Here is a 23,017-nt window from a genome sequence, read left to right as displayed (position 1 = left end):
GACGGGTCGGTGAGGGCAGGATCTTCTGCGGCCGACCGGAGGGCGGAGGCAGCATCCCCTGCCGGCGACGGAACGGCGGGCGTGACCTCTCCTCCCTTCGGCGAGACGGCGAGGGTGTCGTCGGCCGCCGTCGGCGGCATCGGGCGGCTTGCCGAGATTCTCGGTGCGGCTGCGGGGGTGGATGCGGTCGGTGAGGCCGGGCCGACGACTCGCGAGCTCGCCGAACTGCTGTGGCTGGCCCGGAAGTTGGCGTCGCCTGGTGAGGAACGCCAGAGCGGGACGGGGGCCGGTCGGCCACGCCCGGGCGCCCGCACACCCACCCCCGCCCCCGCCCCCGCCCCCACCGCCGTAGCCCCGAACCCCACGCCTCCCCGATCTCCGCGCCCGTCACCGCCACCCACCCCCGACGGCCGCGTCCCTCTCCACCTCGCCGCGACACCGCCCCGCGCCCCGCACGACGACCCGCCCGGCACCCCCCTCCTCGCCCCCGCGCCCCCGATGCTCCACCACCCCCTCGCCCTGCAACGCGCCCTGCGCCCCCTCAAACGCAAGGTCCCCTCCCCGCGCGCCCGTGTCCTCGACGAGCACGCCACCGCCGACCGCATCGCCCGGCTCGGCGCGCGCCCCGACGCCTGGCTGCCCGTGCTGCGCCCGGCCCCCGACCGCTGGCTGCGCCTCAATCTCGTGTACGACACCGGTCCGACGATGCCGGTCTGGCGCCCGTTGGTGCGCGAACTGCACACCACGCTCGCCCAGTCGGGCATCTTCCGCGCGATCACCCCGCACCCGGCCGGCCCCGACGGCCGCGCCCGGCAAGTCCCCGACCCCTCCGACGGCCGCACGGTCACGCTGATCGTCAGCGACTGCATGGGCCCGCAGTGGCGCCCGGGGCCGGCGGGCACCCGCTGGTACCGGACGCTGCATCACTGGGCGAGCCGTATGCCGGTCGCCGTGCTCCAACCGCTGCCCGAACACCTGTGGTCCACCACGGCCCTGCCGGCCGAGCCGGGCCTGCTGGCCGCTCCCTCGGCGGCGGCCCCGGCCACCCGGCTGACCTTCACGCCGTACGACCCGGACGCCCCAACAGCGCACACTGTGCTGCAAGTTCTGGAGCCGGGCCCGTCCTGGCTGGCGAACTGGGCCACCCTGATCGCCTCCCCCGGCGGCGCCCACACGCCCGGCGCGGCGGCCCCACTCCCCACCGTCCCCACCCCACCGCCCGAACCCTCCGCCCCGGACATCGCCTCCCTCCCACCCCACGACCTGGTCATCCACTTCCGCTCCACCGCCTCCCCGGAGGCCTTCCGCCTGGCCGGCCACCTCGCCCTCGCCGACCCGTCCCTCCCGGTGATGCGCCTGGTCCAACGGGCCCTCGAACCCAGCCCCCGCCCCCAGCACCTCGCCGAGATCATCCTCAGCGGCATGCTGACGGCGGTCCCGGGGCCCCCGGGGTCGTACGACTTCCGGCCCGGCGTACGGGACCTGCTGCTGCGGTCGCTGCCGCGTACGGCTCGGGGTCGGACGCGTGAATTCCTGGCGCGGGTGGGCGGGTTGATCGACGAGCGGGCGGGGATCGGGGCGGGGGAGATCCCGACGGAGGTCCGTGGGGGCGAGGAGGGGGCCATCGCGACGGTGCGGGAGGAGACGGTGCGGCGGCTGGGTGGCCGGGTGGGAGGCGGATCCGCGTCGCCGGCGGCGGGGCAGCCGCGCCCGATCGGTCCGGATGCCTCCTCGGCGCCGAGCGAGCGGCGGTCTCGCGAGGCCGGCTCCAATACCCCGTCGGAGCTGCTCGGGGAGCGGTACCGGCTGGTCAGGCCGCGGGGGCGGGGCCGACGGGTGTGGCAGGCCGTGGATGTGCGAAGCGACCGGCCCGTGGTGGTGCACCTCTACCGGGAGCAGGCGGACGCGGGGGCGCGTTTCCTGGGGGAGGCGGAGACGCTGGCGGGGCTGCGGCACCCGAACGTGATCCCGGTGCTGGACTGGGGGGTCGAGGGCGAAACGCCGTACCTGGTCGCGGAGTTCGTGGACGGGGTGACCCTGGCGGAGCTGGAGCAGGGCAGCGGTCCCGGGGTTTCCTGCGGTGTGCTGGCCCGGCTCGTGCTCCATGTGACGAAGGGGCTGGACGTCCTGCATCGGTGGGGGCTGGTGCGCGGCCAACGGGGTTCGAACGGGCTGCTGTTGAAGCCGGACGGCACGGCCGTGATCGACCGCTTTGCGCTGGGGGAGGAGTCGGGCGACTGGGACGCGGCGGCCGACTTCCGCGAACTGAGCACGCTGTTGCGGTACTTGACCTCGCACACGGAGATCCCGGACGAGCATCGGACGTTGTTCCGGCGGGTCGCGGTCGACCTGGGGGCGGAGGTGGAGTCCGTGCGCCGGACGGCGCTGGATCGGATTCCGCGCGAGGTGGGGGCCGTACTGGAGAGCGGCGGGGTGCCGTCCCTGCGTTTCACGATGCTCGGGCCGCTGGAGATCGCCCTCGGGGACGAGCCCGTCCTCGTGCCCGTCTCCGAAGCGCAGGCGCTGCTGTGCATGCTGGTCCTCAAGCAGGGGTGCCGGGTGACGTACTCGGAGCTGGCCCAGGGCATGTGGGACGACCCTCCCACCGACGCCGAGGCCGTTCGCCGAATCGACCTCCTCTGCACGGAGGTACTGCGCCGCTTGGGCCCGGGCACGCTCGCCGCGGTCACCGACGGGTACGCCCTGCACATCCCGGGCGCCTTCGTCGATGTGTTCCGTTGCGAGGAGCTGCTCTCCTCCCGGGCCCACCCTGTCCGCACCCCGAACCCCGGCACCCGACGCGCCCGGACCTATACAGCCCTGTCGCTCTGGCACGGCGACCCTCTCGACGGTGTCCCCGGCCCGGCCGCCGAGGCCACCCGGGCCCGACTCCGCGCCCTCCACCTCACCCTTCGCACCAACGTCGCCGAACTCGATCTGGAACTGGGCGACTTCGAGCGCGCCGTCGCCGACCTCACCGTCCTCCTCCAGGAACACCCCGACCGCGAGGACTTCCACCGACTCCACACACTGGCGCTCCAGGGCATGACCCAGATCACCGCCGAGTCGCCCGAGTCCCACCCAGAGGAGCCGGACCGCCCCCGCCCCACCATCGTCTTCGAGGCCCCCGGCCTCAACGAGCACGACCAGGCCCGGCACACCCTCGGCCGGGCGGTCACCGGGCTGCTCTCCGGGGGAGATCTCGCCCCGCACCAGTACGAGGTCCTCGCCCGCACGGACGGCTATGTCGTCCTCACCGAACCCGAGGCCGACGTACTCCCCGTGCTGAGTGCCGTACTGCACGAACTCCCGGACGCACTGGCCGACTTGACGGAGCCTCCACCGTTCCGGGTCACCTTCTGGCATGCGCCCTGGTTCGCGAACCCGGATCAACCCGCCCTCTCCCCCGACGTGCAGCTCATCCTGGAGGGCGCCGACGCGGACGTCCTGGTCGTCGTGTCCCCGGCGTTGTACGAGGAGTTCGGCGACCACGGCTCCCTCTTCGACGCCACCGCCTTCCAGCCCCTCCGCCTCGGCGCCGCCACCACACCCCCCGTCGCCTGGTACTGCCCCCTCCACCTCCCGCCGACCGAACCGGAGTACCTGGACCCCGACCCCGGCGACCTGATCCGCGGCCCGTACACCACCCCCGACCTCGCCCGCCTCGAGACCCCCGACCCCGCCACCACCGCCATCGTGCACACCCAGCCCGACGGCCCCCTCACCCTCCTCAACCCGGCCCACCCGTGGGGCAGACGCCCACCGCGGCTCACGACGTACTACGAGGTGGACCTGACCACCCACCACGCCAACTACGAGGTTGCGCTCCCGAGTTCGGGCGGCGGCGCGTTCACCGCCTTTCTGGAGCTGTCCTGGCACGCCGACGACCCTGTCGCCTACGTACGGGACGCACCCCCCGACATCCCCTCACGCTTCCTCGACCACTTCCTCAAGGAAGGCGCCCGCATCACCCGCCGCCACCCCCTCCGTCGCGCAGGCTCCGCCCAGCAGGCCCTGCACGAGGGGCTACGGCGCTGGCCAGTGGCGGGGCTGAGCGTGTCGTACTCGGTCCTGCTGGTTCCGCAGGGCGGCGGCCCCGCGCCCACCCCTCAGCAGTCGGCCTTCTCCGTCTCCCCCCTCACCCTCCTCCTGCGCGGCGCCGAGACCGTCCTGATCGGCTTCGACGGCCCCCTCACCCGCCTCTTCCCCAAGGCCACCGCCCGCACCGCCGCCCTCGACCTCCTCTCTCTCGTCGTCGAGGACCGCGATCCCTCGGACGCCCTGGCCGGCCGCTCCCTCACCGGAACAGGACAGGACGGGCCGCTCCCCCTCCGGGAAGGGCTCGTGCACCCACTCGACGTGCTGCGCGCCTTCGCCCGCCACCCCGTCGCCCCGCGGCTGCGCGCGCGACTCGACGAACTCGAGCTGCAGGCCGCCGCCCGGGCCGCCCCCACCGAGCACGCCACAGCCCTTCTGTACGCCCTGCGCGAGTCCGGTCGGCGGGTGGTCGTGGTCACTGACTGCTCCCCGGAGGCCGTACACCGCTTCCTGGACAGGCGGAAGATGCCGGTGGACAGCGTGCACGGCCGCAAGGAGCGGCTGGATCTGCTGATGCCGGATCCGGACCCGCTGCTGCGCGCGTTGCGTTCCCCTGGCACACCGTCACGCGTGGGGCTCCTCATCAGCTCGTCGAACGCGGAGCTCCAGGCCGCCGAAGGTCTCGGGCTGCGCCGTATCGGCTACACCAAGGACGCCGATCTACGCACGACCGCCGCCGATCTGACGGTCTCTTCGCTCGAAGCCCTCCTCGACGCCACCCGATCCCTCTGACACTCTTTAAACTACCTTTACATCAGACATATCTGACAAAACCGCCCATTCAGCGGCACCCCACCCGGCCCCCTACAAGCGGCGCCCCCACCCCCACCCCCGCACGATTCCAGTAAGGCCCGCCACCCGTGGGCCCCACGGAATCGAGGCCGGCCGCCCCGGCGGCCCCCACGGTCTGCGCTCTCGGGAGGACCCTGCCATGACCGCCAGTCTGGAGCAGTTGCGCCGCTGCCATTTCGCCGTCGACCTGGGGGCGGCCCGGACCCGCGTCTATGTGAAGGGCGCCGGACTCGTCGTCGACCAGCCCTCCGTCGCCGCCGTGAACACCCGTACCGGCGCTCTGATCGCCGTCGGCGAGTTCGCGGAGAAGATGACGGGACGCACTCCCGACTACATCCGGGTCATGCGGCCCGTCTCCGGCGGCACCGTCGTGGACATCGAGATGGCCCAGCGGATGCTCCGGCATCTGCTCGGGGACAAGATCCGGCGGACACTGCGGCGGAAGCCGCGGCTGCGTGCCGCCGCCTGCACGCCGCACGACGCCGACCCGCTCGCCCAGCGCGCCGCCATCGAGACCCTCGTCGGGCTCGGGGCCCGGCGTGTGGAGCTCGTCGACACGCTCATCGCCGCCGCCGTGGGGTGCGGGCTGCCCGTCGAGCGGCCCGAGGCCACCATGATCATGGTGTGCGGGGCCGCCGCCACCCAGGTCGCCGTGCTCTCGCTCGGCTCCATCGTCACTGCCGAGCGGATCCCCGTCGGCGGCGAGGCCGTGGACCACGCGATCGTCCAACACCTGCGTCACGAGCACGAGTTGATGCTGCCGAGTCAGTCCGTACGACCCCTGCAGCTCGCCCTCTCCGGCAACGGACTCACCCCCCAGGGGCCCGCCTCGACCGAGATCCACGGACGGGACGTCGCCACCGGCCTCGCCCGTTCCGTACAGGTCGACACCGCCGCCGTACGGGACGCCATCGAGACCCCGCTGACCGCCGTGCTCGACGGGATCGGGCGCGTCCTGCGCAACTGCCCGCCCGACCTGGTCGCCGACCTCGCCGACCGCGGCATCATGATGGTCGGCGGCTCGGCCCTGCTTCCGGGCCTCGACCAGATGCTGCGCGCGGCCACCGGCATGCCCGTCCACATCGCCGAGCGGCCGGACGTGTGCGCCGTACAGGGCCTCGGTTACATGCTGGAGGGCAAGATCGAGCCCCTGGTGCTCGATCCGCTGGCCACCTGAAACCTCGTAGGGCCGCGGTATGTCCGACCCTCTCCCGCCCCTCCTCGAAGCCGTCCTCGCCGTCGGCACCGATCTCGAACTGCGCACCACCCTCCAGCACATCGTGGACAGCGCCGCCGAGCTCACCGGTGCCCGGTACGCCGCCCTCGGCACCCGGGACCCGGGGCAGGACGGGCTTCTGGAGATCCGTACCGCCTCGGCCGCGCCGCGGACTCCGGACGTCCTCTCGGTGCCGATCCGGGTGCACGACGAGGAGTTCGGCGACCTGTATCTCGCGGGCAAGGACGACGGCTCCCCCTTCACCGCCGAGGACGAACCGCTGCTGCACGTCCTCGCCGTGCAGGCCGGCATCGCGATCGGCAACGCCCGGCTGTACGAGGCGGCCCGGCAACGCGAGCGCTGGATCGAGGGGGCCGCGGCCGTCACCACCGCGCTGCTCACCGGCGAGCGGGCTGCCGACGCGCTGATGACGGTCGCCGAACGCGCCCGCGCCCTCGCCGACGCCGCCGCGGGCGTCATCCTCCAGCGCACCGACGAGGGCGGCATGGAGATCGTGACGGCCTCGACGTACGAGGATCCGGGCGACATCGTGGGGACCACCATCCAGCCCGGCAGTCCGGTGCTGGTTCAACTGCTGGGCGGTGAGCCCGTGTTCATCGACGACTCGGCGACCGACCCTCGCATGACGACTCATGTACGGCACCGGTTCGGGCCCAGCATGATGCTGCCGCTGCAGGCCGAGGGGCGGCTCATCGGCACGCTCGCCCTGCCCCGCCGGCGCGGTGACCGCCCGTACACCCCGGTCGAACGGCTGCTGGCCACCCAGTTCGCCTCGCAGGCCGCGCTCGCGCTGGTCCTCGCCGACGCCCGGCGCAGCCGTGAGCGCCTCGCCGTCTTCGAGGACCGCGACCGCATCGCCCGCGACCTGCACGACCTCGTCGTCCAACGGCTGTTCGCCACCGGGATGATGCTGGAGTCCACGCAGCGCCGGAGTGCCGAGACCGGCGTCCACGACACCCTCGGCAAGGCGGTCGACGAGCTCCAGTCGACCATCCAGGAAGTGCGTACGACCATCTTCGCCCTGCAACAGCCACCGGCGGAGGCCCCAACCACCTTTCGTGGCAAGGTACTTCGGGAGACGGCGGGCGCTGCCGCCCTGCTCGGATCCAAACCGTCCACCCGCTTCACCGGCGCCGTCGACAGCCGCGTCCCGGACCGGACGGCCGCCCAGCTCCTCACCGCGCTGCGCCGCGCCCTCACCACCACCTGCCGCCGCCCGGGCGTCTCCCGCGTCGAGGTCACGGTCGACTCGACGGTGAGCCTGCCGGACGGGCGGGAGGGCGTACGGCTGACCGTGTACGACGACGGAGCGCGCGAGGACGGCGGCGCGGGCACCACCGTGACCTGGCAGGCGCCGCTGTGATCCGCGCCGGGCCCCGGCACCGGCTAGGTTGAGTGGGACCGACGACGAAGGGACGTACCCGTGCCGCGTACGGACGTGCCCCGCCCGGCCGAACCCGCCCGGATCGGCGTCACCGGCCACCGCGTGCTGCCCGCCGCCGTGCTCCCGCCCGTACGCGAGGGCATGCGCAAGCTGTTGAGCGGCGCCGGCGTGGAGGCGCTGACGAGCCTCGCCGCCGGGGCCGACCAGCTGTTCGCGGACATCGCGCTGGACGAGGGGGTGCCGGTCACTGCGGTGATCCCCGGCATGGACTACGAGGCCCATCTGGGCGACGAGACGGACCGGGCGTCGTACCGCAGACTCCTGGGCGCGTGCCGTCGGCGCGTCGACCTGCCCGCCGCGCCGACGCACGAGGAGGCGTACTACGCGGCGGGGCAGTGGATCGTCGATCACGCCGACCGGCTGGTGGCCGTGTGGGACGGGCGGCCGGCGCGGGGGCTCGGAGGCACGGGTGACGTGGTGGCGTACGCCCGGCGTACGGGGGTGCCGGTCACGGTGCTGTGGCAGCCGGGGGTGCGGCGCGCGTGAGTGCCTGACGGGCCGTCAACTGCCGAACTGGCGCATGACGGTCCGTCAACTTCCGAACCGGGCAAGCCAGTCCGTGTGCTGCGGCGACACCAGCCGCTCCGCCTCCGCCACCGCGTCGGCCCAGCCCTCCTCCGTGACCGTCGTGCTCATGGCGATCCGCAGGGTGTCCAGGTCCTGTTCCACGAGGGAGTGCGCATACGTCAGCGGCCGGTGCCGGCGTACCTCCTGCCACGCCACACCGGCCGCCGCGGCCGCGCTGAGCAGGCCGGTGAGATCCCAGCCGATCACACCGGCCGCGCGTAACACGGCGGCGACGAGGGCGAAGAGCGTGAGGGCGGCGGTGACCCTCGACCAGTTCGCCGACGCGCGGTGCGCCTGGGCGGCTCTGTTGCGGTACCAGATGAACTGCTCCAGGACCCGGTCGCGCAGATAGATGTCGCGCCGGGCCTCGAAGGGCTTGGCGCGGACGCGCCGCATGGCGGGGGTTATCTGGCCGGCGCCACGGGTGGCGGAGCCGTTGCGGGAGTCCTCCCAGCCGACTTTCCGCAATTCCCGCAGCCGCTCCTCCAGGCGCTCCGCGAACAGTGCGTCCGGGTCGGTCACGCCGGTGCGGAACGGGCCGCCGTGGACCATGTACTGCCAGGCCAGCGACTTGAGCAGCTCGGCGGCCGCACGGTGGGCCTGCCAGTGGGCGCGGGCGCGGCGGCGGGCGGTGTACAGGCCGAGGGCGACGGCCAGGCCGTACAGCGCGGCGGCGACGGCGGAGGCCACGCGGCTGTGCAGGCGCTCGGCGAGTGTGGCGGCGCCGGTGGCGGTGAGCAGCACCGTGAGCTGCGTACGCACAACACGGAATGACTCCGTCTGGCTTGCCATGGCACGTCGGTCGCTCGTCCGGTACAGCGGCGGCAGATCGGCCTCGCCGAGGGTCGTACTGGGCCCGGGGGTCCCCCGCATTGCGCACCTCACCCAGGTAGCAGACGATATTCGAAAAGGATTCAATAGTTCGAGAAACGATAGTGACGTCTCGACATGCGACAGGAAAGCCTGAAGTGCGTTACGCTCCGCGCGCAGGCGAAGTCCGAACGAGAAGTGGGGCAGCTGACCGTGAAACTCTCCGTGACGCCGATGAATCGTCGTAGCGTCACCCCCAAGTCGGCACACGGGCAGCATGTGCCCCTCTGGGCCATCGACCCGTCCGGAATCGCCGCCGCGCGTTCGACCGCACGTGTGACCGACATTCCCGGAAAGCGCCCCACCCGGCCGATCACCTTCGACTCGGCCATCTGACAAATCCACGCACATCACCCTGATGGGCCGTCAACTCCTTGATCGAGAAGGGAGTTGACGGCCCATCGGGCTGTTCGGAGGCCCTAGAGTGTGGTAAGTGACGGATTCCTCCATCCAGCAAGTGGTCCTCAAAATTCACAGCAGATGCGACCTCGCCTGTGACCACTGCTATGTGTACGAGCACGCGGACCAGAGCTGGCGTGCGCGCCCCGTGCGCATTTCGGAGGAAACCGTCGAACTGGTCGCCCGGCGCCTCGGCGACTATGCGCACAGCAGAGGCCTGGATTCCGTTTCCGTGATTCTGCACGGCGGAGAACCGCTTCTCGTGGGGCCCGCGCACCTGCGCCGCATCTGCGCCGAGCTGACCCGGACGCTCTCCCCGGTCACCACCCTTGACCTGCGCATTCACACCAACGGCGTGACGCTGAACGCGGCTCATCTGGAGGTCTTCAGGGAATTCGGCGTCAAGGTGAGCGTCTCCCTGGACGGCGACCGGGCCGCCAACGACCGGCATCGCCTCGACCGCCGGGGCCGCAGCAGTCACGAGCGGGTGCTGCGGGCGATCGGGCTGCTGCGCAGACCCGAGAACCGTCATCTGTTCAGCGGCCTGCTGTGCACCGTGGACGTGGCCAGTGATCCGGTCGCGGTGCACGACGCCCTCACCGCCCTCGATCCGCCCCGGATCGACTATCTGCTGCCGCACTCCACCTGGGAACATCCGCCGCCGTCCGGGCCCTCCCCCTCGCCCACACCGTACGCGGACTGGCTGCTGGCGATCTTCGACCGCTGGGAGCAGCAGGGGCGGCGGATCCCGGTGCGGACCTTCGACTCGGTGCTCAGCACACTCCGTGGCGGTCCCAGCCTGACCGAGGCGATGGGGCTGGCGCCGAGCGATCTGGCCGTCGTCGAGACCGACGGCAGTTTCGAGCAGGCGGACTCGCTCAAGACGGCCTTTCCCGGGGCGCCGGCCACCGGTTACCACGTACGCGAGCACGGTTTCGAGGAGTTCGCCGACCATCCGGGCGTACGCGCCCGGCAGTCGGGTGTGCTGGGGGTGAGCGAGACCTGCCGGAGCTGTCCGGTGCTGGAGTCCTGCGGCGGTGGTCTGTACGCGCACCGGTACAGCCCCGAGCGGGGCTTCGACAACCCGTCGGTGTTCTGCCGGGATCTGCGTGCGCTGGTCGACGGGATCGCCGACCGGGTCACCGACCACTCGCTGTCGGCCTCGGTGTGCGGTCCCGCCCAGTTGCGGTTCGCCCAGGTGGAGCTGGACCGGCTGCTGCTCGCCCGGGTGCGCGCGGAGCTGGCCGGGGATCCCGCCGTGGACCCGGCGTGGCGGCTGCTTGGGCGGCTGGACGCCGAACCGGCCGCGCAGAGCCGGCTGAACGCGCTGCTCACCCATCCGTATCTGCGGACCTCGCTGCTGAGTTCGTTGCGCGGCCCCGTCGACACCCCGCGGTTCCTCTCGGTGGCCGCGGCCGCGGCGATCCGCGCCGGAGCGGAGGTGAACCTGGCGTGGGAACAGCCGGGGCGGCGGCTGTACCTGCCGACGCTGGGGACACTGTCGCTGTCGAAGCCGGGGCGCGTCGAGGTCGAGGTCGGGGCCGACGGCTTCCGGGTGTGGGACGGCACCGGGCGGGTGTCGGTGCCGGCGGCCCGGCCCGCCGAGTGGCGACCGCTGGCGACCGTGGCCGTGGAGGGCGGGCCCGAGCTGCTCGTCGACGACGCGGACCCGTACCGGGAGTGCTTCCCCGCGGAGGTCACCCCGCCGCTGGAGCCCGTCGACCTCGCCCTGTTCCGCAAGCGTCTGCTGCGCACCGCCGAACTGCTGGAGGAACGCTTTCCCGCCTGGCGCGACGGGCCGTACGCGGGCACGGTCACCACGATCACCCCGCTGGTGGCGGGCGCGGGGGTGCGGCCGGGTGCCGACCACGGTCTGGGCGCGCTCGGCGTGGGCGTCGACGTGGAGCCCGAGGAGCTGGTGCTCGCGCTGCCGGGGCTCGTGCGCCGCGCCCGGCTCACGGCGCTGCGGCAGACCGCCGACCTGAACGCGCCGGGCAGCGCGGCCGGGCTGTTCCTGGACCGCGTCGGCGAACTCCTCGGCACCGGGGAGTGCGAGGCCGCCGCCCGCGCCCTCACCTCCCTCACCCTGCGCCCCGAGCACGAACTCACCGCGACCGGCGCGGTGTTGGTGGCGCAGATGTGGAACGAGTGGGCGCAGGCCCGTGGTTGAGGACGAGCTCGGCCAGCTGCTGCCGGAGATGGGCGTCCGCCCCGGCGGTGTCCTCATGGTGCACGCCTCCCTCGGCGGCAGCGGCGCGCATCCGCAGCGTGTTCTCGACGTCCTGCTGGATGTGCTCGGACCCGAGGGCACGCTGGTGGTGCCCGCGTTCACCCCGGAGAACTCCGACACCTCACGGGCGCACAAGGCCCTTGTCGCGGGCCTGGGCGAGCAGGACTTACGTGCCTTCCGGGCCGCGATGCCGGCCTTCGAACCGGAGTACACGCCCTGCCCGACGATGGGGGCGCTCGCCGAGGCCGTACGGACCGCGCCCGGCGCCGTGCGCAGCGCCCATCCGCAGACCTCTTTCGCCGGACTTGGGCCACTGGCAAAGGAGTTGACGGCGGATCACCACCCGCACTGCCACCTGGGCGAGCTCTCGCCGCTCGCGCGGCTGTACGCGGAGGACGCCCAAGTCCTGTTGCTGCGGGTCGGGTTCGAGGTGTGCAGTGCCTTCCATCTCGCCGAGTACCGGCTGCCGCCGCCGCTGCCCCGGCGTACCTACCGGTGCGTGGTCGACGAGCCGGGCGGCTGGGTGTCGTACGAGGATCTGGCCCTGGACGACGGCGACTTCGCGGACATCGGGGGGCGGCTGCCGCGCGGGTTGCTGGTGGAGCGGGAGTGGGGAGGCCGGGCGGCCGTTCTGTTCGGCATGCGGGCCGCTGTCGATGACGCGGTGGGCCAGATGGCCCGATATCGCCTTGGAATGGCGTGAAACAAACGAACGGGACGGGGTGGAGATCGGGCACATTGTTGGTTCCGGTCAGGTGACTTGGGGGCGGGGCTCGTCTACGGGCAGGGGGGCGTGTGGACATACCTGAACGGGAGTGGGGCAGCACGTCCGACGACCAGCCCTACTTCTTTCTCAGTTACGCCCACACACCGCCCTGGGACCCCGGCGGCGGGGATCCCGACCACTGGGTGCACGTGCTCTTCCGGGACCTGTGCAGCCACATCATGGCGATCACCGACCTGCCGGCGGGCTCCCATCCCGGCTTCATGGACCGGGAGATGCGGCCCGGCGAGGGCTGGCCGCAGAAGCTGAGCGAGAACCTGGCGCGATGCCGGGTGTTCGTGCCGCTGTTCTCCTCCCGGTACTTCACCAGCGAGATGTGCGGCCGGGAGCTGTTCGCGTTCAACGAGCGGATCCGGCAGGCCAAGGACGGCGGCGCGCCGGAGCCCCTGGCCATCGTGCCCGCGCTGTGGACGCGCGTCGACTACGCGCGGCTGCCCGACTCGGTGCGCCACATCCACCTCAACGAGTCGACGTTCCCCGACCGTTACGCCACCGACGGGATCTACGGGCTGATCAAGCTCAACCGGCTGCGCGACGAGTACGAGGAGACCGTGCTGCGGCTCGCCGAGCGGATCGTGCGGGTGGCCCACGAGACGGCGCTGCCGAGCGGCCGGCCGCGCGACTACGAGAGCACGCCGAGCGCGTTCCGGCCGCGCGGGGCGGGGCCGCGCCAGATCCGCCTCACCGTGGCCGCGCCGACCCGGGACAGCCTCCCGGGGCACCGGGATCCCGGCCCATACGGCGAGGACGCCCGGGACTGGAACCCGTACCACAACGAGACTCCGCGCGCGCTGGCCGAGATCGCCGGGGACGTGATCCGCTCGCTGGACTACCGGGTCACCGTCTCCTCCCTCGACGACGAGGACACCGGCGATCAGCGGCCCTCCGGCGACGAACCCGGCGAGGAGCGTCAGGAGCCGCGGTCCAACGGGCCGGGCATCCTGCTCGTCGACCGCTGGGTGCTCACCGACGAGGAACGGCGCGGCAGGCTCAAGGCGTTCGACTCCAACGCCCGCCCCTGGGTGGGCGCCGTCGTCCCCTGGAACCGGGCCGACACCCAGTGCCACGGCGACGAGGGACGCCGGCTCACCCAGGAGCTGGAGCGCACCCTGCCGCTGCTGCTGGACCGCGGGCGGCGCGCCGACGCGCGGTCCGCGGTCAACGGCGTACCCACGCTGAAGTCCTTCACCGAAGTCCTGCCCGGCGTCGTGGCGAGCACGACCCGGAAGTACCTCAAGCACGCCGCGGCCCACCCGCCGCCGGGTCCGACCGTCCCCAGGCCCCGTCTCGTGGGCCCCAGCCAACCGCCGTACCAGGAAGGCGGAACCGACCGCGGAGGAGACGCATGACGGCCGCACAGGACGGACGCATCATCACCTTCTACTCGTACAAGGGCGGCACCGGGCGGACCATGGCCCTGGCCAACACGGCGTGGATCCTGGCCGCCAACGGCAAGCGCGTCCTGGCCGTCGACTGGGACCTGGAGGCGCCGGGCCTGCACCGCTTCTTCCACCCGTTCCTGGAGCCGAACGCGCTCGCGGCCACCTTCGGGGTCATCAACATCATCCAGGAGTACTCGGGCGAGGCGACCACGGACGATCCCGGCCGCCCCGACGACTGGCACCACGAGTACGCGCGCGTGCAGCCGCACGCGGTGTCGATCCGGCCCGACCGCTTCGACCTGTCCTTCCCCGACGGCGGCTGCCTCGACTTCCTCTCCGCCGGCCTGCAGAACCCCGCCTACTCGGGCACGGTCTCCTCCTTCGACTGGGACAACTTCTACGAGCGCCTCGGCGGCGGCATCTTCCTGGACGCGCTGCGTTCGAACATGAAGGAGACGTACGACTACGTCCTGATCGACAGCCGCACCGGTCTGTCGGACAACGCGGCCATCTGCACCATGCAGATGCCGGACGTCCTGGTGGACTGCTTCACCCTGAGCGACCAGGCGCTGGACGGCGCGGCGGCGGTGGCCCGCAATGTCGAGGAGGGCTACCGGGGGCGCCCGATCCGGGTGCTGCCGGTGCCGATGCGCATCGACGAGGGCGAGAAGGAGAAGGTCGACGCGGGCCGGGCGCTGGCCCGGGCCAGGTTCGACGGCCTGCCCAAGGCGCCCGACGGGCGGGAGCTGGATCCGGAGGAACTCGCCAACTACTGGGGCAGTGTGGAGATCCCGTACCGCCCCTACTACGCCTACGAGGAGACCCTCGCCACGGTCGGCGACGAGAGCGGGATCGCCAACTCGCTGCTGTCCTCCTTCGAGCGGTTGACCGCGGTCATCTCCGACGGCGAGGTCACCTCCCTGCCGCCGATCCCGGAGCCCGAACGGCTGCGCTGCCGCGACGCGTTCCTCAGGCGGCGGCCCACGGTCGGCGCGGCGAGCGTCGTGGTGGTGCACGCGGCGGAGAACCGGATCTGGGCCGACTGGATCGAGTCACTGCTCAAACGCGCCGGCTGCCAGGTCACCCTGCACGACATCTCCACCGGCCCGCCGGAGCGCCCCGACGGCATCAGCCGCACCGCGATCCTGCTCTCCAACCCCTTCCTGGCCTCCCGGTACTCCGACGCCGTCTGGCGCACCCTGACCGAGAGCGCACTGGGCCTCGGGCACGGTACGACGGTGCCGCTGCGGGTCGAGGAGGTGCGGCTGCCGGAGTCGTATCTCGACCACAATCCCGTGGACCTGCACCGACTGGACGAGGAGCAGTGCGTGGGCGCCCTGATGCGCGCGCTGGAGCTGCCCGCGCCGGCGCCCGACAGCCGCCCCAAGTCGCCGCGTTTTCCCGGCAATCGGCCCAAGACCTCGAACGTGCCGCTGCGCAACACGACCTTCACCGGCCGCAATCTGATCCTCAACCAGATCCGCGACCAGCTCGGCGACGGCAGCGCGGCCGAGGTGCGGCCGCAGGCGCTGTTCGGGCTCGGCGGAGTGGGCAAGACCCAGGTCGCTCTGGAGTACGTGCACCGTTTCCAGGCGGACTACGACCTGGTGTGGTGGACCTCGGCCGAGCACACCGACACCGTGGTCGCATCGCTGGCCGAGCTCGCCGTCCGGATCGGTGCCACGGACGACGACGAGGAGGACATGGTGCAGGCCGGCCAGGAGGCCGTGCGCAGGCTCTCGCGCGGCGAGCCGACCCCGCGCTGGCTGCTGGTCTTCGACAACGCCGACGACCCGGACGACCTCCTGCCCCATCTGCCCAAGCGCGGCGGCGGCCATGTCCTGATCACCTCCCGCAACCAGGCCTGGGCGACCCGGCAGAAGACGGCCCAGCCCATCGACGTCTTCCAGCGGGAGGAGAGCGTCGAGCACCTCACCCGGCGCGCCAAGGGCCTGGCGCCCGACGAGGCCGACCAGGTGGCGCACGCACTGGGCGACCTGCCGCTGGCGGTGGAGCAGGCGGCGGCCTGGCTGGCCGAGACCGCCACCCCGGTCGAGGAGTACCTGCGGCAGCTGGAGGAGCAGACCACCAGCGTCCTCGACCTCAACCAGCCCGTCGACTACCCGATGACGGTCGCCGCGACCTGGAACGTGTCCATCGCCCGGCTGCGGGAACGTTCCCCCGCCGCGGCCCGGCTCCTGGAGGTGTGCGCCTTCCTGGCCCCCGAGCCGATCTCCAACACCCTGCTCTACAGCAAGGCGATGATCGACGCGCTGCGGCCGGAGGACCCGGCGCTGCAGGAGAGCCTGCTGCTCGGCCGGATCATCCGCGAGATCGGCCGGTTCGCGCTGGCCAAGGTCGACCAGGGCAGCATCCAGGTGCACCGGCTGGTCCAGGCCGTGATGCGCTCCCAGCTGTCCGAGGAGGAGCAGCGGCGCACCCGGCACATCGCGCACACCGTGCTCTCGGGCCTGCGCCCCGACGGCGACGAACCCATCGACGACCCGAAGACCTGGCCGCGCTTCGACGTCATCTGGCCGCATCTGGCGGCCTCCGACGCCCGCAACTGCATCGAACCGGAGACCCGCCGGCTGCTCATCGACCGCGTCCGCTACCTGTGGAAGCGCGGCGACTTCCCCGGCGCGCAGAAACGCGCAGAGGACCTCCTCGAACACTGGCTGGAGATCCTCGGCGAGGACGACGTGCAGTACCTGTACATGCGCAGCCAGCTCGCCAACGTCCTGCGCACCCAGGGGCGTTACGTCGAGGCCACCGAGGTCGACCGGGATCTGCTGCGGCGCCAGCGCCAGGTGCTCAGCACCTCGCACCCGCACACCTACGTCACCATGTCGCAGCTGTCCGCGGACCTCGCGGCGCTCGGCAAGTACCTGGAGGCGGTGGATCTCGCCAAGGAGGCGCACGAGGGGCTCAGCCAGATGTTCGACGAGTCGCATCCGCGCACGCTCAACGCGGCCAACAACCTGGCGCTCGCGCTGCGCATGGTGGGCCGCTACGGCGAGGCGCGCGAGATCGACCAGGACACCCTCGACCGGCGCACCCAGATCCTGGGCGCCGACCACCCCTACACCCTGGCCTCGATGGAGCGGCTGGGCCGCGACCTGCGGGAGGTCGGCCGGTACGCGGAGTCGGTGTCCCAGCTGTCCAAGGCGTACGAGGCGCACAAGCGGGTGATGCGCAAGAAGTTCCCCGGCACGCTGCGCTGTGCCAAGTCGCTGGCCGTGTCGCTGCGCCGCAACGGGCAGTTCGAGGACGCCCGCAGGCTGACCACGGCGACCCGCAAGCAGTACCGGGAGCAGTATCCGCGGGACCAGTACCCGAAGCCGCCGCCGGACGCGCTGGCCTGCGACCTCAACATGGCCGCGGACCTGTTCGCCGCGGACGACCGGCAGGCCGCCCGGGACACGACCCTGGAGGTGCTCGGCGAGTACATGCAGGTGCCCGGCGAGGCGCATCCGTACACGCAGACCGCGCTGAACAACCTCGGCATCTTCCACTGGGGCTGCGGTGAACTCGACGCCGCGGAGGACGTGTTCCTCAAGGTGCTGCCGCGGATGACCAAGGTGCTGGGCGAGCAGCATCCGCACACGCTGTTCGCGACCGTCAACTACGCCAACGTGCTGGTCTCGCTGGGCCGGCCCGACGAGGCGGCCCAGAAGGAGGAGCAGGCGGTCGCGGCACTGCGGGTCGTGCTGGGCCAGCACCATCCCGAGACCCTGGCCGCGGTCGCCAACCTGGCGCTCACGCTGCGGGAGTTGGGGCGCGAGGAGGAGTCGCGGCGGCTGCACGAGGAGGCTCTCACCGAGCTGCGGCTGCTGCTCGGCGAGGACAACGGCATCACCCGGCTCGCCCATCAGGACCGCCGGATCTACCGGGACCTGGAGCCCCTGGCGGTGTGAGCGCGCGGCCGGCGCGCTCGGCGGAAGTGTCGTCGGCCAGCAGCCAGTTGAGTACGTTCGGCAGCACGCGCAGGGCCGCGAAGTGGGCCGCCGTCGGATCGACCACGGCGGTGGCCCCGGGGATGCGGTCGGCGAGCCAGACGGCGTGCGAGACCGGCGAGAAGGCGTCCTGGCTGCCGTGCCACAGCAGCACCGGCACCCGGATCTCTGCCGGGTCGAAGCCCCAGGCCCCGGTCACCGCGAACACGTCGTCGATCCAGCCGTACGCCGAAGTCCGCAGCGCCTCGTGGTAGTTGCGCAGCAGCATCGAGCGGACCGTGTTGTCGTTGACGATCAGCCGGTCGTCGGCGGTGAGGTCGCCGCGCAGTTCCCGCAGCAGCCGCGCGGGGTCCTCGCGGATGGCGTTCGAGCGCGGGATCAGCCGCGCCGCGAACCGCTCCGGGTCGGTCGACGCCGTACGGAACTCGTTGACGTTCGAGGGCGCCATGCCGGCGAACCAGTCGAGGCCCTCCGCGTCCCGCGGAGCGAGGCCCACCAGGGCGGCGGCCCGGGTCACCCGGTCCGGCAGGCGGGCGGCGACGGCCAGCGCGTGCGGGGCGCCGCCGGAGCGGCCGGCCACCGCGAACCGGTCCAGGCCCAGGGCGTCGGCGAGGCGGGCCACGTCCTGGACGACGTCGACGACGCTGCGGCCGGGCTTGCGGTCCGAGCCGCCGTAGCCGGGGCGGTCGTAGCTGATGAGCCGGGTGCCGCGCAGGTGGAGGAACATCGAGCGGGGTCTGGGTCCGACCCGGCTGCCGGGCATGCCGTGCAGGAGGAACACGGGGCGGCCGCGCGGGTCCCCCGAGACCTCCACCCGTAACCGTCGCCCGTCCGCCGTCCGCACATGGTCAGGCACCGTCGCGCTCCCCCCCCTGCCGAGGCCCCGAGGACCGGCACCACGCTTCCCCGAGACCTGCCCGCGCGGTACGGGGGCGAAACGACGGCCCGGAACCGTGCGGATCAGTGACCGGATCCGATGTCCGCCTGCAGCTCCCTCGCCGAACTCGCGGCCGCTCCGGTGTCCTTCCGGTCCGCCGCCTCCCGCGCCTTCTTCAAGTCGGCGGTGAAAGCAGCCGACTTGGGGGTGTCCCCGCGCTGCCCGATCAGCTCCAGACAGGTCACGTCACCCGCCACCGACCCCGCGTCGCCCGCCTTCGCGTCGATCTCCAACTGCCTTGCCCACAAGGTGAGTCGGGCGAGATCGACGGTGGCGAGGGGCTCGTACCGCAGCCGCAGGTCGGTCATGTTCTGCTCGGTGCGCAGGGCCGCCGCCCGGTCGGCCGGGGACTTCTGCCAGGCGTTCAGGTCGCGGGTCATCTGCCGCTGGAGCAGCGGGGGTACGGCGTCGGCGGCGCGGTAACCGTCCCAGGCTGCCTGTGCCGCGCTGACCTTGGCCGGTGTCGGGGTCGCGTGGGCCGCGCGGACCGCCTCCTTCAGGGCGGCCAGCCCAGGCGGCACGGGCGCGTGCTTCGCGTCCGTCGGGACGGCGAGCGAGACCGCCTCCAGGTCGCCGGCCGGGGAGCCGGTGGAGAACTCGCCGTAGCCAGGAGCGAAGACCTTGTCCTCCGTCGTGCCGTCCATGTGGAGTTCGTGGACGGTCATCGCGTCCGTGATCTTCCCGTACGGCCCGTCGACCGTCTGGCCGACGCCCCTGACCGTGACCTGTTCGAAGACCACGCCGGGGAGGTTCTCCGTGCGGTAGACGTCGCCCTTGTGCGGGTGCGCGGGCATGATCATCGCGCCGGGGGCGTTGCCGTGGCCCGCCTGCCAGGTGCCCTCCGTGTCGGCGACGACGCCGTTGTCGTAGTTGAAGACGTTCTCGCCGAGGTACCAGACGGAGCCGTCGTCGGCCTGGGCGTACCAGTCGTCGGCGACCTCCTCGACGCGGCCCGCCGAGAAGGCGACGTACTGCGAGGTCACCGCGTGGATGGTGCGGTCGCCCCAGGTGATGGTCCTGGTGCCGGGGAGGAGGGTGACCTCGGTGCGGAAGGGTTTGCCGGACTCCTGGCCGCCGTAGATCGTCTGGGTGACGCGAGCGGTGGGGTGGAGGGGGTTGGTGATGCGGGTGGGGTGGGTGAAGCGGGGCGTCGCGAGGTCGACCCGGGCGCTCTTCGGGGCGAGGGGCAGGCAGGAGGCCGCCGTACGGCCCGTGTTCTCGTCGACCGCGTGGACGCAGTCGCCTTGGTGCGCCTGGTTCCCGGAGCAGGCGCCGGCCAGCAGGACGGCGGCGCCGAGAACGGGCCAGATGGTCTTGTTCCTCATGCCCGTCAGCGTCCCTCGGCACCGCTGAACAGAGGCTGAACACAGCTGACGGAGCGTTCAGTTCCGCCGCCTCACTCCCCCGACGGCAGCGTCACCACGAACCGCGCGCCGTCCTCCATCGACACCTTCCCGCCGTGCGCCGCCGCCACCTCCGCCACGATCGCCAGGCCCAGCCCCGCGCCGCCCGCCTCCCGCGAGCGGGACTCGTCGAGGCGTACGAAGCGTTCGAAGACCCGGCGGCGGTCGGCGGGCGGGACGCCCGGCCCGTCGTCCTCGACCGTCAGGCGTACGGCGGTCTCCCCCGCTCCGGTCAACGTGAAGGCCACGCGCGCGTGTGCGTAACGGGCCGCGTTCTCGCCGAGGTTGCGCACCAGGCGTCGTAGCGCGTCCTCGTCTCCCGTCACACGGGCCGCGCCCACTCCCGTCGTGTCGATGCGCAGGCCGGTCGAGGCGCGCAGCCGGCAGGCCTCCGCCAGGACGAGGTCGTCGAGGTCGACCGGGTGGCGGGCGGCCGGTGGTGCGCCCTCGTCGGCTCGGGCGAGCAGCAGCAGGTCGTCGACGAGGCGTTGCATGCGTACGGCCTCCTCGTGCACCGTCGCCGCCAGGGCGCCGGCGTCGGCGCGGGCGGGGTGGGAGAGGGCGACCTCGGTGTGCTGGCGGACCGCGGCCAGCGGTGAGCGCAGCTCGTGGGAGGCGTCGGAGACGAAGCGGCGCTGGGCATCCTCGGCGCGGGCCACCCGGCGCAGGGCGCGGCCGACGGCGGCCCAGGTCGCGGCGGCGGCGAGGACCAGCAGCGCGGGCGAGCCGATGAGCAGCAGCCGGGTGACGGTCCTGGTGGCCTCGGCTACTCCCGCGGGAGTACGGCCGTCGAGGACGACGAGTTCGCGGTCGCCGGACCGGGCGCCGACGGCGACGACGAGGAAGCGGTCCTCGTCGAGCGGGGTCTTCACGGAGGCGCTGCGGCCGGGTTCCAGGCGGGCGAGCGCGGGCTGTCCCTCGACGTTGCCGCTGGCCGCGACGACCTTCCCCGCCGCGTCCACGACCTGCAGGAACTCCTCGTCCGGGTCGGCGACGGTCGGCGCGGGCACCCCGCGCCCGGCCTCGATGACCCGGGCCACCTCCCGCGCCCGCCCCCGCGCGGCGTCCCGCACATCGCCGGAGAGCTCGGCCCGCAGCCCCTGCACCAGCAACGTGCCCCCGATGACCAGCGCGGACGCCACCGCCAGTACGGCGATGACCGTGGCCCGCACCCGGACCGCCCGCAGCCTGCGCAGGTGCCGTTCGCCTGCGGGGGCCGGTCTCCCGCGCTCACCCGTCATCCCGCACCAGCCGGTATCCGTGCCCCCGCACCGTCAGCAGCGAGCGGCGCCCGAAGGGCCGGTCGACCTTGTTGCGCAGGCGGCGGACGTACACCTCGACGATGTTCGGGTCGCCCTCGAAGTCGTCGCCCCAGACGTGGTCGAGGATGGTCCGCTTGGACACCGCCTCGCCGGCCCGGCGCAGCAGGAACTCCAGGACCGCCAGCTCGCGCGCGGTGACCTCGATCTCCCGGCCGGCCCGGGTGACCGTGCGGGTCGCGGGGTCCAGGCGCAGGTCGCCCGCGGTGAGGACGGCGGGGCGTTCGCGCGCCTCGCGGCGGAGCAGCGCGCGCAGGCGGGCGAGCAGGACGGCGTACGAGACCGGTTTCGTGAGGTAGTCGTCGGCGCCGGTGTCGAGGCCCTCGATCTCGTCCCACTCGCCCTCCTTGGCGGTGAGCATGAGGATCGGCGTCCAGTCGCCGCCGGCCCGCAGCGCCCGGCAGACGCGGTAGCCGTTGAGGCGGGGCAGCATGATGTCGAGGACGATCGCGTCGTACGCGTTCTCCCGGGCCAGCCACAGCCCGTCCACCCCGTCGGGCGCCACGTCGACGGCGAAGCCCTCGGCCTCGAGCCCGTCCTTCAGCCCGGCCGCGAACCGCTCCTCGTCCTCGACGACCAGCACCCGCATGTCCTCACGCTACGGCAGCCCGGGGCCCCTGCTCAGGGCGAGCGGCGGCCGGGCGGGCCGTCGGGAGTCGGCCATTCCGTGGCGGCGGGGTGTACGGCCCGGGTGCGGGGGCAGGCGAAACGGCAGCACCGCCGGGTCCCCGCGGAGCTTCGGTCCACGACTCTCCGGAGGGGCATCGGCGGCGGGAGGAATCGGCGTCGGACGACTGTCGGGGAGCTACGAGGCGGGGACATGATCTCAGCGGCACACATCACTCTCGCGGGACGGCTGAACACCCTGGTCATCGACGGCCGTGTGGAGGCGGGCCGGGCCGTGCTCGTGCCACGCGGAGAGCTGGTGCAGGGGTGCGCGGACACCCTCGCGCGGACGCTGGAGGACCTGCCGGCCGACACCGGCCGGGTCGACCTGGACATGGCCGGCGTGGTCTTCATGGACACGGCGGGCCTGCAGTTCCTGGACCTGCTGGACGCCTACGGCCACCGGCGCAGCATCCCGGTGCGGGCCACGCGCTGGAACGGGCAGCCGCGCCGGATCCTGGAGCTGGCCGGCCTGGACACCGCCGACCCGCTGGACCGCACGGCCCGCCCGGCCGAACCGGACGCCGACCGGCCGGCCGCCTCCGTGGTCTCCCTGGAGCGCGCGGAGCAGCTGCGGCTGCTGCGCACCGAGGTCGAGCAGCTGCGCCGGGCGATCGCCTCGCGGCCGGTCATCGACCAGGCCCGCGGCATCCTGATGGCCACGCACGCGTGCAGCTCCGACGAGGCCTGGAACATCCTGCGGCAGGCCTCCCAGCTCTCCAACACCAAGCTGCGCTCGGTCGCCGCGGCGGTCACGGCCGGCATCGGCGGCGACGGCCCCGCACCCCCGCAGAAGGTCCGCCGGGCCCTGCGCACGGCGGCCTCACGAACCCTGCGCTGAGTCTTGTCAGCTGCGTCGGTACGGCGGTCTCGCGCCGCCCGCCGGGAACCTCGTCATGGCGTCAGTACGGCAGCAGCCGGCCGGACGGGGTC

15 protein-coding genes are annotated in these 23,017 nt (G+C 72.8%); 10 read left to right on the top strand and 5 right to left on the bottom strand.

Annotated elements, in window-relative coordinates; genetic code table 11:
• Positions 1 to 81: 81 nt before the first annotated feature.
• The 4 genes from ABZ848_RS00665 to ABZ848_RS00650 all read left to right on the top strand — a co-directional run bounded on the left by ABZ848_RS00665 (position 82) and on the right by ABZ848_RS00650 (position 8,057).
• A complete protein-coding gene (locus ABZ848_RS00665; RefSeq protein ID WP_360822984.1) occupies positions 82 to 4,830 on the top strand; it encodes an SAV_2336 N-terminal domain-related protein in 4,749 nt (1,582 codons plus the stop codon).
• 199 nt (positions 4,831 to 5,029) lie between these two features.
• Positions 5,030 to 6,067: a rod shape-determining protein gene (locus tag ABZ848_RS00660; RefSeq protein WP_360822981.1), complete on the top strand. Its 1,038-nt coding sequence runs from the start codon at positions 5,030 to 5,032 to the stop codon at positions 6,065 to 6,067.
• A gap of 19 nt (positions 6,068 to 6,086) precedes the next feature.
• Entirely contained in the window at positions 6,087 to 7,490 is a 1,404-nt protein-coding gene (locus ABZ848_RS00655; protein ID WP_360822978.1) for a GAF domain-containing protein, read from the top strand.
• Between the two features lie 60 nt (positions 7,491 to 7,550).
• Positions 7,551 to 8,057 (top strand): hypothetical protein, encoded by a 507-nt coding sequence (locus ABZ848_RS00650; protein WP_360822975.1) that lies wholly within the window; start codon positions 7,551 to 7,553, stop codon positions 8,055 to 8,057.
• 45 nt (positions 8,058 to 8,102) lie between these two features.
• Here ABZ848_RS00650 and ABZ848_RS00645 read toward each other — a convergent pair whose 3' ends face one another.
• Positions 8,103 to 9,011 carry a DUF4231 domain-containing protein gene (locus ABZ848_RS00645; protein WP_360822972.1) on the bottom strand — a complete coding sequence of 303 codons (909 nt, stop codon included), beginning with the start codon at positions 9,009 to 9,011 and terminating at the stop codon, positions 8,103 to 8,105.
• Positions 9,012 to 9,182: 171 nt separating this feature from the next.
• On the opposite strand from ABZ848_RS00645, the gene ABZ848_RS00640 reads away from it, so the two are divergent.
• The 5 genes from ABZ848_RS00640 to fxsT all read left to right on the top strand — a co-directional run bounded on the left by ABZ848_RS00640 (position 9,183) and on the right by fxsT (position 17,720).
• Positions 9,183 to 9,344 carry a hypothetical protein gene (locus ABZ848_RS00640; RefSeq protein ID WP_360822969.1) on the top strand — a complete coding sequence of 54 codons (162 nt, stop codon included), beginning with the start codon at positions 9,183 to 9,185 and terminating at the stop codon, positions 9,342 to 9,344.
• A 97-nt stretch (positions 9,345 to 9,441) separates the two neighbouring features.
• Positions 9,442 to 11,577 (top strand): radical SAM/SPASM protein FxsB, inactivated metallohydrolase extension form, encoded by a 2,136-nt coding sequence (fxsB, locus tag ABZ848_RS00635; protein ID WP_360822966.1) that lies wholly within the window; start codon positions 9,442 to 9,444, stop codon positions 11,575 to 11,577.
• A gap of 55 nt (positions 11,578 to 11,632) precedes the next feature.
• Positions 11,633 to 12,340 (top strand): AAC(3) family N-acetyltransferase, encoded by a 708-nt coding sequence (locus tag ABZ848_RS00630; RefSeq protein ID WP_360824287.1) that lies wholly within the window; start codon positions 11,633 to 11,635, stop codon positions 12,338 to 12,340.
• Positions 12,341 to 12,432: 92 nt separating this feature from the next.
• Positions 12,433 to 13,770, top strand: a complete 1,338-nt coding sequence (locus tag ABZ848_RS00625; protein WP_360822964.1) for a TIR-like protein FxsC — start codon at positions 12,433 to 12,435, stop codon at positions 13,768 to 13,770.
• Positions 13,767 to 17,720 (top strand): FxSxx-COOH system tetratricopeptide repeat protein, encoded by a 3,954-nt coding sequence (gene fxsT, locus ABZ848_RS00620; protein ID WP_360822962.1) that lies wholly within the window; start codon positions 13,767 to 13,769, stop codon positions 17,718 to 17,720. Before ABZ848_RS00625 ends, fxsT begins: the two co-directional genes overlap by 4 nt.
• Here fxsT and ABZ848_RS00615 read toward each other — a convergent pair.
• The 4 genes from ABZ848_RS00615 to ABZ848_RS00600 form a co-directional block, all read right to left on the bottom strand.
• Positions 17,659 to 18,615 (bottom strand): alpha/beta hydrolase, encoded by a 957-nt coding sequence (locus ABZ848_RS00615; protein WP_360822960.1) that lies wholly within the window; start codon positions 18,613 to 18,615, stop codon positions 17,659 to 17,661. The genes fxsT and ABZ848_RS00615 overlap by 62 nt on opposite strands.
• 104 nt (positions 18,616 to 18,719) lie before the next feature.
• Positions 18,720 to 20,021, bottom strand: coding sequence for a hypothetical protein (locus ABZ848_RS00610; protein WP_360822957.1), 1,302 nt, complete (start codon positions 20,019 to 20,021; stop codon positions 18,720 to 18,722).
• A gap of 71 nt (positions 20,022 to 20,092) precedes the next feature.
• Positions 20,093 to 21,340, bottom strand: coding sequence for a HAMP domain-containing sensor histidine kinase (locus ABZ848_RS00605; RefSeq protein ID WP_360822954.1), 1,248 nt, complete (start codon positions 21,338 to 21,340; stop codon positions 20,093 to 20,095).
• Positions 21,330 to 22,007: a response regulator transcription factor gene (locus ABZ848_RS00600; RefSeq protein WP_360822952.1), complete on the bottom strand. Its 678-nt coding sequence runs from the start codon at positions 22,005 to 22,007 to the stop codon at positions 21,330 to 21,332. The genes ABZ848_RS00605 and ABZ848_RS00600 overlap by 11 nt, the downstream gene beginning before the upstream one ends.
• Before the next feature lie 231 nt (positions 22,008 to 22,238).
• Here ABZ848_RS00600 and ABZ848_RS00595 point away from each other — a divergent pair, with 231 nt between their 5' ends.
• Positions 22,239 to 22,925, top strand: coding sequence for an ANTAR domain-containing protein (locus ABZ848_RS00595; protein ID WP_360822949.1), 687 nt, complete (start codon positions 22,239 to 22,241; stop codon positions 22,923 to 22,925).
• Positions 22,926 to 23,017 lie beyond the last annotated feature (92 nt).

It is taken from the genome of Streptomyces sp. NPDC047081 (assembly GCF_040643775.1).
Classification (GTDB): Bacteria; Actinomycetota; Actinomycetes; order Streptomycetales; family Streptomycetaceae; genus Streptomyces.
This window is presented reverse-complemented; position numbering and strand designations above follow the sequence as displayed.